Origin of the sequence: Lacicoccus qingdaonensis, from assembly GCF_900101075.1 — a bacterium.
GTDB classification, from domain to species: domain Bacteria; phylum Bacillota; class Bacilli; order Staphylococcales; family Salinicoccaceae; genus Lacicoccus; species Lacicoccus qingdaonensis.
Window position 1 is genome coordinate 253,955 of record NZ_FNFY01000001.1, and the last position, 14,954, is coordinate 268,908.

At 41.4% G+C, this 14,954-nt stretch carries 14 protein-coding genes and 1 pseudogene; 10 read left to right on the forward strand and 5 right to left on the reverse strand.

The features are described 5' to 3' along the window. Positions 1-274 precede the first annotated feature (274 nt). Together BLR15_RS01225 and BLR15_RS01230 are read left to right on the forward strand one after the other, a co-directional pair. Positions 275-1,681 carry an FAD-binding oxidoreductase gene (locus BLR15_RS01225; RefSeq protein WP_092983846.1) on the forward strand — a complete coding sequence of 469 codons (1,407 nt, stop codon included), beginning with the start codon at positions 275-277 and terminating at the stop codon, positions 1,679-1,681. After that, positions 1,674-2,948 (forward strand): (Fe-S)-binding protein, encoded by a 1,275-nt coding sequence (locus tag BLR15_RS01230; protein WP_092983848.1) that lies wholly within the window; start codon positions 1,674-1,676, stop codon positions 2,946-2,948. Before BLR15_RS01225 ends, BLR15_RS01230 begins: the two co-directional genes overlap by 8 nt. Before the next feature lie 474 nt (positions 2,949-3,422). On the opposite strand, the gene BLR15_RS01235 is transcribed toward BLR15_RS01230, so the two are convergent. Both BLR15_RS01235 and BLR15_RS01240 read right to left on the reverse strand, forming a co-directional pair. Further along, entirely contained in the window at positions 3,423-4,643 is a 1,221-nt protein-coding gene (locus BLR15_RS01235; protein ID WP_092983974.1) for a YeeE/YedE family protein, read from the reverse strand. A 180-nt stretch (positions 4,644-4,823) separates the two neighbouring features. After that, a complete protein-coding gene (locus tag BLR15_RS01240) occupies positions 4,824-6,014 on the reverse strand; it encodes an MFS transporter (protein WP_092983850.1) in 1,191 nt (396 codons plus the stop codon). A gap of 226 nt (positions 6,015-6,240) precedes the next feature. Here BLR15_RS01240 and BLR15_RS01245 point away from each other — a divergent pair, with 226 nt between their 5' ends. Together BLR15_RS01245 and BLR15_RS01250 are read left to right on the forward strand one after the other, a co-directional pair. Continuing rightward, positions 6,241-6,789: a GNAT family N-acetyltransferase gene (locus BLR15_RS01245; protein WP_092983853.1), complete on the forward strand. Its 549-nt coding sequence runs from the start codon at positions 6,241-6,243 to the stop codon at positions 6,787-6,789. Between the two features lie 118 nt (positions 6,790-6,907). Then, positions 6,908-7,804 (forward strand): YitT family protein, encoded by an 897-nt coding sequence (locus BLR15_RS01250; protein ID WP_092983855.1) that lies wholly within the window; start codon positions 6,908-6,910, stop codon positions 7,802-7,804. A gap of 49 nt (positions 7,805-7,853) precedes the next feature. On the opposite strand, the gene BLR15_RS14460 is transcribed toward BLR15_RS01250, so the two are convergent. Continuing rightward, on the reverse strand, positions 7,854-7,955 hold the full coding sequence (locus tag BLR15_RS14460; RefSeq protein WP_407927507.1) for an IS3 family transposase: 102 nt from the start codon (positions 7,953-7,955) through the stop codon (positions 7,854-7,856). 100 nt (positions 7,956-8,055) lie between these two features. Between BLR15_RS14460 and BLR15_RS01255 the strand changes: the two genes are divergently transcribed. Together BLR15_RS01255 and BLR15_RS01260 are read left to right on the forward strand one after the other, a co-directional pair. Continuing rightward, positions 8,056-8,400: an ArsR/SmtB family transcription factor gene (locus BLR15_RS01255; protein ID WP_092983857.1), complete on the forward strand. Its 345-nt coding sequence runs from the start codon at positions 8,056-8,058 to the stop codon at positions 8,398-8,400. Further along, a complete protein-coding gene (locus BLR15_RS01260; RefSeq protein ID WP_092983859.1) occupies positions 8,390-10,840 on the forward strand; it encodes a heavy metal translocating P-type ATPase in 2,451 nt (816 codons plus the stop codon). The genes BLR15_RS01255 and BLR15_RS01260 overlap by 11 nt, the downstream gene beginning before the upstream one ends. Positions 10,841-10,925: 85 nt before the next feature. On the opposite strand, the gene BLR15_RS13935 is transcribed toward BLR15_RS01260, so the two are convergent. Next, positions 10,926-11,063, reverse strand: coding sequence for a hypothetical protein (locus tag BLR15_RS13935; RefSeq protein WP_176754011.1), 138 nt, complete (start codon positions 11,061-11,063; stop codon positions 10,926-10,928). Between the two features lie 263 nt (positions 11,064-11,326). On the opposite strand from BLR15_RS13935, the pseudogene BLR15_RS01265 reads away from it, so the two are divergent. Then, positions 11,327-11,434: pseudogene (locus BLR15_RS01265) on the forward strand (DUF2179 domain-containing protein); the annotation flags it as partial. 50 nt (positions 11,435-11,484) lie between these two features. Here the strand turns inward: BLR15_RS01265 and BLR15_RS01270 are convergent. After that, on the reverse strand, positions 11,485-12,399 hold the full coding sequence (locus tag BLR15_RS01270) for a DUF5996 family protein (RefSeq protein WP_092983863.1): 915 nt from the start codon (positions 12,397-12,399) through the stop codon (positions 11,485-11,487). A gap of 241 nt (positions 12,400-12,640) precedes the next feature. On the opposite strand from BLR15_RS01270, the gene BLR15_RS01275 reads away from it, so the two are divergent. From BLR15_RS01275 to BLR15_RS01285, 3 genes are read left to right on the forward strand one after another with little or no spacing between them, the layout of a single operon-like run. Next, on the forward strand, positions 12,641-13,357 hold the full coding sequence (locus tag BLR15_RS01275) for a prepilin peptidase (RefSeq protein WP_092983865.1): 717 nt from the start codon (positions 12,641-12,643) through the stop codon (positions 13,355-13,357). Beyond that, on the forward strand, positions 13,354-14,037 hold the full coding sequence (gene radC / locus BLR15_RS01280; RefSeq protein ID WP_092983867.1) for a RadC family protein: 684 nt from the start codon (positions 13,354-13,356) through the stop codon (positions 14,035-14,037). The genes BLR15_RS01275 and radC overlap by 4 nt, the downstream gene beginning before the upstream one ends. A 23-nt stretch (positions 14,038-14,060) precedes the next feature. Further along, positions 14,061-14,411, forward strand: a complete 351-nt coding sequence (locus BLR15_RS01285; RefSeq protein WP_245696454.1) for a hypothetical protein — start codon at positions 14,061-14,063, stop codon at positions 14,409-14,411. The last annotated feature ends 543 nt before the right edge of the window (positions 14,412-14,954 follow it).

Here is a 14,954-nt window from a genome sequence, read left to right on the forward strand (position 1 = left end):
ATGATGTAGATCTGTGACTTGAGAGTTTTTTAATATTTTGGCATTATCGGCAGCAATTATTCATATAGATCATAAAGTCGATTGATTTTTAAATTATCATCTTATAACATTATATTATGAGTGAAAGCCTTTTCAAAAAGTGTTGGTAAGTAGAAACGAAAGCATTATTGAAAAAGAAAGTAGAAATTGGAAGTTGAATCAGCAGAGAGAAGCATGAAAACACATTTAACCAACATGCGTAAAAAACTAGGAGATAAAAGAATAAGGTGATTTCATGAAAGAAGATATTAGGAATAAGCTGCAAAATGTATTGGAAGACAGGGTGTTCCATAAAACTGAAGATTGTATTTCTTATGGCTATGATGGATCTTTCGGACAGCATATCCCGGATTTTGTCGTTCAGGTGCAGTCCACAGAAGAAGTTCAGAGCGTTGTTCGAATTGCCAATGAATTCAATATGCCGATTACACCGCGCGGGGCAAGCACGAGCTTGTCCGGCGGCCCGCTGCCTGTTGAAAAAGGGATCATCATGGATTTTTCCCAATGGGATCATTATCTTGAAATTTTTCCTGAGGATTTGTTAATCAAGGCAAGCCCGGGCGTAATAACAGGTGATATTCATAAACTTGCCGATGAACATAATTTGATGTATGCACCCGACCCCTCATCGTCTTCAATCTGTACCATCGGCGGAAATCTTGCAGAAAATGCAGGCGGGCCGAGAGGGGTCAAGTACGGTGTGACAAAAGATTATGTACTCGGGCTGGAAGTGGTGACCGCCCAGGGTGAGGTAATCCAAACAGGTGGAAATACTGTTAAAAATGTTACCGGATATGATCTGACAAAGCTGATTGTCGGATCGGAGGGCACATTGGGAGTCATTACAGAAGCCACATTAAGATTGATTCCGAAACCATTGGCCACAAAAACGGCAATGATATTGTTCGATGATTTATATACCGCAGGCAAATCGATATCGACGATACTGACATCGGGAGTCAGGCCGTCGAAAATGGAGATTCTGGATAATAATGCGCTGAACAGGGTGGAAGATTACGCCAAACTTGATCTGCCCAGAGAAGCTTCCGCAATTTTACTGGTGGAGGTGGATGGCGATCCGACTATCCTGGATAAAGAACTTCAGACGATAAAAGAGGCATTATTGCAGATCGGTGTAGATAAAGTGGATATCGCAGAGAATAAGGAAGATGAAGATAAACTTTGGCAAGTCAGGAAGCTGGTGTCTCCTGCAATCGTTGAAAGCGGTTATACGAAAATATCTGAAGATGTCACGCTTCCATTAAGTAAAATACCGGATATGTTCAAAAAAATAGATGAGATCAAACAGAAACATGATCTTAATATTGTCGTGTTTGGTCACGCTGGTGATGGAAATCTACATCCGACACTGAATACAAATATGAGGGACCAGAATGAAGTTGAACGTGTGGAGGATGCTGTCGAAGAAATCTTCAGCTACGCTGTTCAACTTGGCGGTACATTATCCGGTGAACATGGTATCGGTACGATGAAACGCGCGTTTATGACTAAAGAACTGGGTGAGAGCGGTGTTCAATTCCAGAAAGCGATCAAAACAGCACTAGACCCGAACAACCTGCTTAATCCCGGTAAAATATTCCCGATAGCCGGCGAGGAAAGGTTAGTGTTGCGTAATGAGTAGTCAATTGATAGATAAACTGGATTATCAGGCAACTTTCGACTGTGTACAATGCGGTTATTGTCTGCCGGTGTGTCCGACGTACATCGCATTCAAAAATGAAAAACATTCACCGAGGGGACGAATCAATCTTGTTAAACTGGTGGCTGAAGAAAAGTTGGAAATAGCCGATATGGAAGAGGGCATCGACTTATGTCTCGGCTGCCGTGCGTGTGAAACGATATGTCCGACGAATGTAAGATACGGTGACATACTCATGTCTGCAGTGGAAGTCATCAAAGAAAACAAGGATATGACATTAAAGGAGAAAGGCATCAGAACCGGCGCTTTTAAACTTGCTTTAAAGAACAAAAGAGTGATCAGAATGATGAACAAAGGATTGTATTTCTATCAGAAAAGCGGTCTGAGTAAAACTGTTTCAAAATCAGGACTGCTAAAACCGTTGCCGAAGTACAATGATCTGAATAAAGCGATGCCGGATGTGATTTTGAGTGAAAGGATCACCAACAACATCAATCCGTTCAGAAAGAAAGACATTCAGGTCGGTTTCTTTCAGGGCTGCATCATGGATGCGTTTTTCAAACGTATCAATGATCTGGCCGTTAAAATAATGGAAAAGCATGATGTACAGGTCACCAATATCAAAAAACAGACATGCTGCGGTGCACTTCAACACCATGCCGGAGAGCATGATATGACAGTCGTACAGGCTATGAAAAATATCGAAGCCTACGAGAAGTATGATTTTGATTATATCGTCAACACCATCGGCGGGTGTGGCGCGACACTGAGAGAATATCCCAAACTTTTTGAAGAAGGTTCGGTATGGCATGGCCGTGCCGTAAAGTTTACTGAGAAAGTCCGCGATATTTCTGAAATAATGAGCATGCTCCATTTGGAAATGACTGAGCCTGTAAATATGAACGCCGTGTATCAGCCTTCATGTCACCTGGAACATGTACAGCAGGTTTTTAAAGACCCGATGAATATGATCAATAATGTACCCGGTTTAAAATATATTGATATGCAGGATAAGTCATTATGCTGCGGTTCTGCAGGTGTTTATAATATTGTCCATTTTGATGAATCCATGCAGATACTCGATTTGAAAATGAGGAATGTCAAAACTGCCAGACCAACCTTAATCATTACATCCAACCCGGGTTGTCATATACAGATGCAGCTTGGTTTGGAAAGAGAAGGCATGAGTGATGAAGTCTTGGTTAAACATCTTGTGGAAGTAGTGGCGGAGGCTTGTAATATTAGCTGAAAAATGAAAATGTATATCGGAAGGAAATATAGTCGAATGTTTTTTAAGGAATTTTTATATGCCAGCTGTGTTTAAAATATGCCGAAAGAGGAATACATGTAATACGAATGTACATTGGTTTTCGAAGAGTTTTCAACCTTTTACAGGAACTCGTCCAGGCATCTGTTATGATGAAGTACCTGCATCAATTGAATGGAACCAGTGGATAAAAACAATCTTTTAAAGGTGGTATTTTCATGCAGTGGTATAATTTGACTTTGGCTCACTGTTGGTAATAGCGACTGTCATCATATTAATAGTGACACCATTTCTAGGCTATTCCAGCGGTATAACCACTACAGTATTTGTTGTGGGCATATTGTTTATCCTGCTCAATATCGGGATTTATCTATACCTTAGAACTAAAAAGATCAGAGAATGATTCAGCATAATAAAACGGATTGGCTATCAAATTTGATAGCCAATCCGTTTTTATTAACACACAGAGTCATTCGATTTTGGTACGGATAATCCGAATAAAGGTCTCAGGTAAAGTGCAAGGAATGTGCCGCCGATCGCTACGATGCCCCAAATGTAGCCGTGCAGGCTGAATGAAGCGATGCCGCCGAAATATGCACCGATGTTACAGCCGAATGCAAGACGTGCACCGTAGCCCATCAACAGACCGCCGATGACCGACGCCATGAAGTTGCCTTTGGTGATCTTTGTGAATTTGAACAATCCACCTGCAGCGGATGCCAAAAATGCACCGAGAATGACACCGAAGTTAAGAACTGTAGTGGAATCGGCAAATATGGATGAATTCAGTGCTGTAGCTGCTTCTCCCTGCCAGTAGCCCCAGTTGGCCACGTCGAAGCCAATCACCTCTGCAACTTTGGATCCCCAAAGTGCAAATGCGGAAGTGATGCCCCATGGTTCACCGCGTGTCATGAGTGTCAAAGCATTCAACACTGCAAGAGCAACCGCAGCGGCCATCAGCGGCCAGGAACCTCTGAATATCCTCTTCCAGCCGCTAGCGCTTGGCAACGGCGCGATTTTAGGGGAATTTCTTTTTTTCTCTACTATTTTACTGATGAATGCAATCAGGCCGAATATAAGGAGTGATACTACAAGAGCACCGCCGTAACCGAGCCCCGTCGAAGTGGCGAGTGAAAATTCACCCATTGACGGCAGTTCTTCCGTCCAGAACGGCAGGTGGGCTGCACCGACCGTCGTTCCGATGATGAAGAAAATCAAAGTGATGAACATGACAGAACGGCCGCCGCCGATGGCGTACAACGTACCCGAGGCACAGCCGCTGCCGAGCTGCATGCCGATGCCGAAAAGGAATGCGCCGACGAGCAGGCTGACACCGACGGGTGATACATATCCCGCAACTTCAGCTCCGAAAAATGAGATGCCGAGTGCGAGAATCGGTGCGAATAATATGGTTGCTGCTCCCAGCATCACCATATGTGCACGTATCGCTTCGCCGTTACCGACAGACATCAGACGCCTGAAGGCGGAAGTGAAACCGAACCGTGCATGGAATAATGTATAACCGAGCAGTAATCCGATAACCATAAGCACCGGCTGCATAATTGATTGCGTGACTACCAAATATATAAATAAGACCAGACTGACCAGAATTCCGCCGCCAATAAGCAGCTTTTGCGGATCTTTCAATGCGTCCGCATGACGATGTACCGGATCCATCGTTTTACTCACGGTATTTATATTACTGACCAAATGAACTCTCCTATTCCTTAGTTAATTAGTATGAATTGATCATTATAAGAGCCTCAAGATGAATTGTCAAAGGAAATTAATTAAAAAAGCAGCGCTTCTATATCAGCGCTGCCTGTATAAAATCTGCAGTTCATTTTATCCATAGTATTATGTCTGCATTCTCTTTGCACGTATATACAGAAGAATATATATGATTATGGACATCGCGACAGAGCCGGCAGAAGCGGCATATATTGAGGCATATCCGAATATAAAAGCCATCTGCCCGAACAGTATGGCACCGAGACCGATACCGAGATCGAAAAACGAGAAAAATGTTGCGTTTGCCATACCGCGTCTGTTGGCGGGTGCATTTTCAACCGACCATGCCTGCAGAGCGGGCTGGACACTTCCGAATCCGAGTCCGTAAAGTGAGGCTGCAATGAGCAGGACCGCAGTGTTCGGCAGCCAGGCGAGCATCAGCATCGCAATGAATATTGACAGCGCACCCGGCAGAAATACATAAAGATGTCCTTTCCTGTCATAAATTCTGCCGGCGAATGTACGTGATATCATCAAAAACGCTGCGTACAGCAGAAAGTATAACTCTATCCCGGCAATGTTCTTTTCAATGGCATAAATCGGAAGGAATGTGGCGATTCCGCCGAAAGTCGCTGTAATGAAGAACAGCAGGAGGGACGGTTTTACCGCTGTTTTTTCAAAAATATCAAACTTTAGTTTTGAAGCTCTTTTTTCTGCTTCTTCCGCTTTTTTATACCGGATTTGTGAAGCGAACAATAATGCGATCAATCCGAGTGCTGCACAAATTAAAAATAATTGTGGAAATGAAATGACACCGACCAGCGTCAGGCCCAGTGTCGGACCGAGTGCGAGCGCCACGTTACCCGACAGGCCGAAATAGCCGAGCCCTTCTCCGCGGCGTTTCGGCGGCACGATATCCGTTGCGATCGTGCCCCCTGCAGTTGTTGAAAATCCCCATCCCATCCCCTGGACGATTCTTAAAAGGAATAAAAACAGTATACTTGAAATGAAGCTGTAGCTTGCGATTGACAGAACAAATACAACGAGCCCGATCTTATAAACAAATCCCCGGCCCTTTGACTCCAATGCATGACCTGCATAAGGTCTGAGCAGGAGTGCTGAAAATGTAAATATACCGACGATCAGACCAACGAGCTGGTCATTCCCGCCCAGTTCTTTCAGAAATAAAGGAAGTGTCGGCAGTGTCATCTGAAAGCCGAGAAATACAAAGAAGTTAGCCAGACAAATAAAGACAAAATCTCTGGTCCAAATCCTGTCATCTAATTGCGCACTTTGTCCGTGCGGCTCTGAATTCATGAATAAACCCCTCTTCTTTTCATAGTTGATTATCATTATACAGATTTTGTCGAAGGGGCACTAGAGGACGAACTTGAACAGCTTTGATTATCATGAAATATTATTTTATCTAGTAAAGAAGGAACCGAAAGAAGGAACCGTTTAAATATAAAAGAAAGTACTGAAGCAATAAATTTACTATAATGAAAGTAATAAAATATTAATTTGCTAAAGTAGGGGAAGCCATATGAAAAGAATAAAACTTCAGATGATAAGAGAAAGTTCGAAGGATATACCCATGTATGAATTGCCAAAAGGATACAGATTCAGAATGTTTAAAGACGGTGATCAGCAATTGTGGGCAAATATTGAAATGAGAGTGGATGAATTTAAGACCGAAAAAGATGCGCTTCAAAGGTTCAACCGTGAATTCGGCAGTCATATTCATGAAATGGAGGAGAGATGTTTATTTATAGAAACAGAGGAGGGTGAAGCGATTGGGACGACCACTGCATGGTATGGAGATTTAAAAGGGGACGGAAAGATACGCGGAAGAATCCATTGGGTCGGCGTTGTTCCTAAATACCAGGGGAGAGGTCTGTCCAAACCCATGCTGAGTCAGGCGATGGAAATACTGGTAGGCAAGCATGATGAATTTTACCTGACTTCGCAGACGACGAGCTGGCAGGCGGTCAACATGTACTTGAACTTTGGGTTCGAACCGGTACAACTTGATGAAAATTATGATGAGGCGTGGTCTTTGATGGAGGAAAAGCTGGACAAGAAGATCAGATGAAATAATGTATTAAAAATACTCAATATTAGGAACATTAAAGAAAGAGTTGTAATTCATACCCATTCTCCTATATCATTAATCGGCGGTATATTACCCCCGTTTGAAAAGGAGGATAATAATGAAGAAGAAAAGAAGTATTAAAAATATAAATTTTGAAAAGATAAAGCTGTCCATGACTCCGAGAATCACTGCCGAGACACTTCTGAATATATTATCAGTCATAGCCGGCTCATTCATTTTCGCGGTAGGTATCAACGTGTTCATGATTGCCGGCAATCTGGGTGAGGGCGGCGTCACAGGTCTGTCCATCATTTTCTTATACGCATTTGACATACCTCTAGCGATTTCCACATTGATCTTAAATGGGATTCTGCTGATCATAGGATTCAGGTTCCTGTCGAAAAGGGCGATGTACTATACGATTTTTGCGGTCATACTGATGTCGTTTTTCCTAGGCCTTACGGAATCATGGTCGATAGCCAATGATGAAATCATTCTTAATGTACTATTCGGCGGACTGTTCATCGGTCTCGGTAACGGACTGGTCATCAGAATCGGCGCAACGACCGCTGGTTCTGCAATCATCGGCAGAATTGCCAATAAGTATCTGGATATGAAAATTGCGAACGCGATTTTACTGGTCGACCTGTTCGTGATCCTGCTCAGTCTCACTGTATTGTCCGTCCAGCAGGTCCTGTTCACGATGGTGGCAATGTTCACAGCTGTCAAAGTGATGGATTTTGTCATAGAAGGTCTGAATCCGAAGAAGGCTATTACAATTGTTTCCTCCAAACCGGAAGCACTCGGCACGCTGATCAACAGTGAAATCGGCCGTGGAGTCACGATGGTGAATGGCCAGGGGTTCTACTCAAGAGAGCAGTTTGATATTCTCTATGTTGTAATAAACAAATCCAGACTGGTCAGATTGAAGCGGCTGATCAAAAAATATGATGAAAATGCATTTGTCGTCGTGAATGATGTGAACAGTGTGCTTGGAAATGCATTCCCGCAGTAGATAATAAAAATCTGGATGTTATAGTGAAAACCCAAATGCCTAACTTTGATTATATTATTTTGAAGGTGTGTCTTCTGTAAATTACAGGAGACATGCCTTTTAATTTTGTCTTAAACTTATCATTGTCGTAAACTGCTATGAATTGATGAATGACAAATTTTCACATCGACTGTTGTCTGTCATATTAGATTGTGCTAATATGACTTCATAAGTACACATTAGCTGTATCTAATATGAGGAGTGATTTCTTTATGTACATAACAGATATAGACACGAAAATGAAGTTTCTGCACGGTTTTTCCAACAAATCCAGAGTTTTGATTCTGGAAAGTATCAAGGAAGAGGAAAAAACCGTGTCGCAAATAATCGACGAACTTGGCATCAGCCAGTCAAGTATTTCCCAACATCTTGCATGTCTGAGGGGCTGTGGTCTGATCGTCGGCAGACAGGAAGGGAAATATATGTACTACAGGGTCAGGAATAAACTGGTACGCGACCTGTTGACAAATTTTGATACAGTACTCGAAGATATACATGAGAATGTGCATGGCTGCCAAAATCATATTGATGAAAAGGAGGCTGATCATGTCGGATAAATGCTGCAGTACAACAGGGACACTTGAAAATGATACGGGACACGATAGCAGTTGCTGTTCATCCAACCGGAATATTCAGGATGACTGCTGCAGTCATGAAGAACATCCTGAAGTCAAACAGTCGTCCGGAGAGGAAAGTATGGAATACCGGATACAGGGCATGGATTGTCCATCATGTGCAGCAACGATAGAAAAAAGCCTGCAGAAGCTGCATTACATCAATGATGCAAAAGTGAATTACAATACTGCAAAGCTTCAGGTTGCAGGCAGCAGTGACCTTCAATTCAGAAATGTGGAAAGTGAAGTCGAAAAACTGGGTTTTCACGCTGAATCCATATCAGATTCCGGAACTTTCCTGTCGTATGATATCGCCGGTATGGACTGCGGCGGCTGTGCGAAGAGTATTGAAAACCATTTGAATAAAATGTCTGATGTAAACAATGTTTCGGTCAGTTTCGCCACAGGTAAAATGAAGATCGATCACTCAAACAGTATCGATGACATAGTCTCTGAAGTTTCGAAAGTGGGATACCGGGCGACGCTTCTGTCAGAAAATAATGACAACCCGGCTTCAAGATCCAGCAAAAACGGATTTGGAATGATCGGACTGACCGGTGTTCTGATTGCAGCGGGGTTCATCAGTTCAACTTTGAATATGCCTGAGCTGGTTTCAATATTATTATATGCATCCGCAATGGTGATCAGCGGATACAAACCTGTAAAAAGTGCGTACTATGCTGTAAAAAGCGGTTCACTGGATATGAATGTGCTGATGTCGGCAGCGGCCATCGGTGCTGTACTGATCGGTGAATGGTTTGAAGGGGCCCTGGTCGTATGGCTGTTTGCACTGGGTAACGTGCTGCAGGACCGTTCTTTGGAGACGACCAGAAATTCCATACGTAACCTGATGGATCTCGCGCCTTCCGAGGCGTGGATCAAGGTGGGGCCTGAATTGGTGAAGAGACTGGTTGAAGCAATATCACCCGGAGATACTGTTGTCATAAAACCAGGTGAACGTGTGCCGCTGGACGGTATGATCACTTCAGGAGAAACAAGTATAAATCAGGCGCCGATTACAGGAGAATCCATTCCTGTGTATAAATCATCCGGTGATGATGTATATGCCGGTACGATAAATGAAAATGGTTCAATTGAAATGGAAGTCACTAAACTCGTTGAAGACACGACCATTTCAAGAATCATCCACATGGTTGAAGAAGCTCAGGAACAAAAAGCGCCGACAGAAGCCTTCATCGATAAATTCGCTGCAATCTATACACCCATTGTCTTTATATTGGCATTGGCAGTCATAGTGCTGCCTCCGGTTTTCGGAATTGGAGCGTGGGGTGAATGGATTTACAGAGGACTTGCACTGTTGGTTGTTGCATGCCCGTGTGCTCTGGTCATTTCAACACCTGTTGCGATAGTTTCGGCAATCGGAAATGCGGCGAAAAACGGTGTGCTAATTAAAGGCGGCTCATTCCTGGAGAAAGCCGGCACCATAGACGCCATTGCGTTTGATAAGACGGGCACTTTGACTGAAGGCAAACCGAAAGTCGATGATGTACATGCTCTGACAGTATCTGAAGATGAATTGCTCTCCATTGCGAGAACGTTGGAAGAATATTCAAACCACCCGATTGCCAGAACAGTCGTTGATTATGCGAAAGATAAAGATATATCAACCATAGCCGGTAAAGCGTTTCATAATATTACGGGACATGGTGTCAAGGCGGAAATCGACGGAAAAGTATATTATGCGGGCAACATGAAATTGTTTGATGACCTGAATATCGGGGACACCGGATGGCATTCCAGAGTTGAAGATTTTCAAAGTGAAGGTAAAACTGTGGTAATCGTCGGAACCGGTGAGGAAATCAGCGGCATTCTTACTGTATCCGACAGTGTGAGACCTTCTGCTATGAAAGCATTGGATGGATTGAAAAAAGCGGGAGTTAAATCACTTGTCATGCTGACCGGTGATAATGAAGGCACGGCGAAAATGATTTCAAATCAGACTAGCGTCAACCGCTATTTCGCAGAATTGATGCCGGAAGATAAAGTCAATGCGATCCGAAAACTTCAAAGTGAGGGACATAAAGTGGCGATGGTCGGTGATGGCATAAATGATGCACCTGCACTCGCAATGTCGGATCTCGGCATTGCAATGGGCGGCGCCGGGACCGATACGGCAATGGAAACGTCTGATATCGTATTGATGGCGGATAATCTCGATAAGCTCTCCGGCACGATGCATATAAGCAGGAAAGCTCTGACAATCATCAAACAGAATATATGGTTTTCATTGATCATCAAAGCTGTCGCACTGCTTTTAATAGTGCCCGGATGGCTGACACTCTGGATGGCAGTACTGAGTGATACAGGTGCAGCACTGATTGTGATACTCAATTCACTCAGACTGTTGAAAAGCGGAGAATGAAAGCAGATGATAACACACCCGGTTGAATAGTGGAGGACAAACCAAAAAGCCGGGTTTTCCCCTTTTGTCTTCTGCAATCAATGTCTTACCATTCTTTTCGTTGTTGAGCAGAACCTGAAGCGAGTTCATCTGCATATCCCAGGTAGAAGACGACTATATTCTCTTCATCACCGATTATGATATCTACGGATGAACTAATCTGACCTCCACATGTAATATCCACATTGATCTCCCCAGTCCGATTTACAGAGTCTTCTGTCTGGGAAATGTCAAATCCAGCTTGTATGGAATACAGTTTTTTCGCAAAAGCGTGTTTCCACGGCAGGTAATCAGAATATCTTTAGATTTTCATTATAAAATAAATCAATGCCACGAATATTGTTACTGTGACGTGAGTTAAAATACGTCCGGAAGAAAATTCCGAGTGGTTGAATTTAATAATTATTTAAGATTTATATGTAATTGTGATAATAGGTCGTCACCAATAAATCCAAACTGGTCAGATTGAAGCGGCTCATCAAGAAATATGATGAAAATGCGTTTGTCGTCGTGAATGATGTGAACAGTGTGCTGGGAAATGCATTTCCGCAGTAGGAGAATAAATGAAACCCGAACTCAAAATGAGCTCGGGTTTTCTTAATTTATCAATGTTTCTTATTTCTATAATTTTTGTCCATCTTCAATTCCTTATAACAGTAGTCCGTTTCTTGCCAGTTAAGATATTCTGCTGATTTAACGAACGACGCATCGAAGAATTGTATGATCGGTTCCGGCTTAACTTCTGACAGATCGGTTTCGATTTCAATCAGATACTCTGCCATCTGTTCACTGAAGTAGCTACCTTCTGGAAACTCCTCTGTAACTTCAAGCTTTTGTCCGCTGACGAATGGATAGGGCAGTACGAAAAATGTCGGGTGTTCAAAGCTGTCGTCACCCAGCCAGAACCCGAATTCCACCATATGCTCATCAAACGCCGCTCTTTCAATCACTTTTGTATCGTCATGGAATGGTTCATGTTCTTTATAGATCAATATGCAGGAAACATCAAATGTACCCCAGAAAAGACCCGGGTAGACTTTGCGCTTTCTCAACGGCGCAATGAATTTTTGTTCTGCATCATTCGCAAATTGGAACCATTTTAAAATCTCTGACGCAACCTGTCTGTCGTAATGATGGTGTTCAGTATCTTTGTTGAAAGGTGCTTTAGTATCCATCTCCTGAGGTTTTTTATTGATGACGATATCCAGACCAAGATCCTGTGTCACTGTAATGATTTCATAGTAATAATCCCTTACTGACTTACCGTCGGTCAGCTGGACATTGTTTTCACTATCAGTTGTTCTTATTGTAATGACATTATCAGCTAAATTAGCTTCAATTTCGAAGTAAAGACCGTTGCATTTTAAAGTACCTGTGGAAAAACCTCTGGTCGTGATGTTTAAAATAACGTGCGCCCATTGGGGTTCCTGTGGCGCATAGTTCAATTTGATTTTTCCAAGGATCTGTGAAATCAACTGCAGTGTAAGAACTTCCTTCTTATTCGTTTTATAAAAGCCCATTAACATCACCTCTCAATTGCCATTATATAGAATTTTCCCAATATTAATAAGTATTCTGATTGTAAAGAATTTGAAAATATACAGAAATTATAAAACTGCGTGCAGATATTAGAAAACCGGCCATTTTTGATACAGTTTTTCCATTTTGGAAGGGAAATTACTACAGAAATCGAATTGCTGTGATTTTACAACAATTTAAGCCGGGATTATGATGATTTTAGTTATTTAAGGAGGGAGTTAAATGACTATATTAATTGTATTCGGAGGTGTTTGTGCTTCATTTATTTTCGCACTTACATCTGCAAAAGATTCATCTTTTCTATTCAGAAGAAGTCGGTGTAATAGTTGCATGAGGCCATTAAGGTGGTATGAACTATTCCCCGTATTAAGCTTCATTTTTCTAAAAGGCAGATGTCTTACCTGTAAAACGAAGATTCCTGTTTCAAATTTTACCGTAGAAGTTTTGATGATCTTACTATTTATGTGCCCGGTATTCATTGAGCTGGGTCTGAAAGATCTGACACTTTATTATTTGATAATCCTTTTTCTGGTGCCGCTTTCCATATTTGATTTCGAGACGTTTACAATTCCTGATCATATAAACTTACTATTCTTATTTACGGGTTTATATTTAACTGATTTACAATACATTGAGATTGCCGGTGATCTGGCAGTAATACTGATACTTCATCTATTTTACTTTTTATTTTACGGGTCGGTCGGTTACGGAGATATAAAATTATTTACAATACTGACACTTATAACACCTTTGAACTTTTTCCTTTATATTGTGATGTTCACATATTTAATAGGGGGATTATTTGTTCTAATTATAAACTTATATAGAAACAACAGGGTGGATAAAGTGCCTTTGGTGCCATTTATAACAAATGGAGTACTCGTTGTATTTTATTTATATGATGATATTCACCTAATATATACTGGAGGATTTTTATGACATTGATGATTAAAGAGATGCATGCTTCAGATAAACCGAGAGAGAGGCTGCTGACATACGGGCCTGACAAATTGAACAATCAGGAACTTCTTGCAATAATCATCAACTCAGGCAGTAGGGATGAATCAAGTCTGACGCTGGCCAACAGAATTATAAAAGATTTTAAGACTATAAGAGATTTAAGAGACATCACATATCAGGAACTGACGAGTCTGAAAGGGATAGGACAAGTAAAGGCGGTCAGTATACTTGCGATGGTGGAACTGGCTGTTAGGATGCATACACATTCTTTAGAGGAAGAAGTGTATATAAAAAGTCCTGAAGACGTTTCACTATTGCTGATGGAGAAGCTTCGTTACTACCAGCAGGAGCATTTTGTCGTATTATATCTGTCAACTAAAAATATGGTGATCCATCAGAATACATTGTTCAAAGGTTCTTTGAACACTTCTATTGTACACCCCAGGGAAATTTACAAAGAGGCGGTAAAGAGAAGTGCCGCTGCGATCATCTGTGCCCATAATCATCCGAGTGGGGATCCGACACCGTCTCAGGAAGATATAGAGGTGACTAAAAGATTGAAGGAATGTGGAGAATTGATTGGAATAGACTTTTTAGATCATATCATCATCGGTTCCGGAAAATATTTGAGTTTAAAAGAAATGAATTACATCAATTAAAGGGGTAAATTATGGGATTAGATATGTACTTATATTTAGAAGATAAAGAAACATCCGAGGTCATCGAGTATAGCTACTATAGAAAGTTCAACGCCCTGCAGGGATATTTTGTAGAAAAATTTGATATTCCGAACTGCGGCAAAGTCAAACTGACTGAGGAGATCATCGAGGATGTATACCAGATACTGAATGATATTCGTTATAACAGAGAAAAAGCCAATCTTTTACTGCCGACTTTTCCAGGTCCGTTTTTTGGATCTTATGATTATGGAAGAATTTATCACTCATATATTGATCAGGCTGCATCGGATTTCTACCATGCTAAGTTTGTCGATTTCAATAAATATAATCTTTTTTACACCTCAAATTGGTGAATGATATATGCTGGATTTCTAACTGCACAGTATGTTAAGTTAAACTGTGCAGTTGTATGAAAGTAATGAATAACAATGAAAAAAGTCAGATTTATGCCCATGATGGGCGTAGACCGTAAAAAGTTTTCCAAAAATAATAGACGATTTGAAAATGGGCTGTTTAAGAATGAAGCCTTGCCAGGCAAGGGATAAACCAAAATTATATTTGGTAAACAATATTACAATCTCATTACAAATAAAGAAAATAGGTTTAAACCCTTGAAATGAGAATCAGATTAAAATATAATGAAGATAACATAACAAGGACGTCAACGAAGTATTTCGTAATATATTATCTGATTTCATCGACGCCTTCCGATAGAGTGACGCTGATTGTCCTCTAGATATCATATATTATATTATTTATCTGTGAAAGGGACCGGAAATATCCGGTCTCTTTTTTTAGGTTTAAATTACTGTTGTAACTTTATATATTTCAGCTTTGACGGTGCTTATAGTATATTGTAATGGAGGACTGACTTTATTACGGAAAGGGAGTATTAA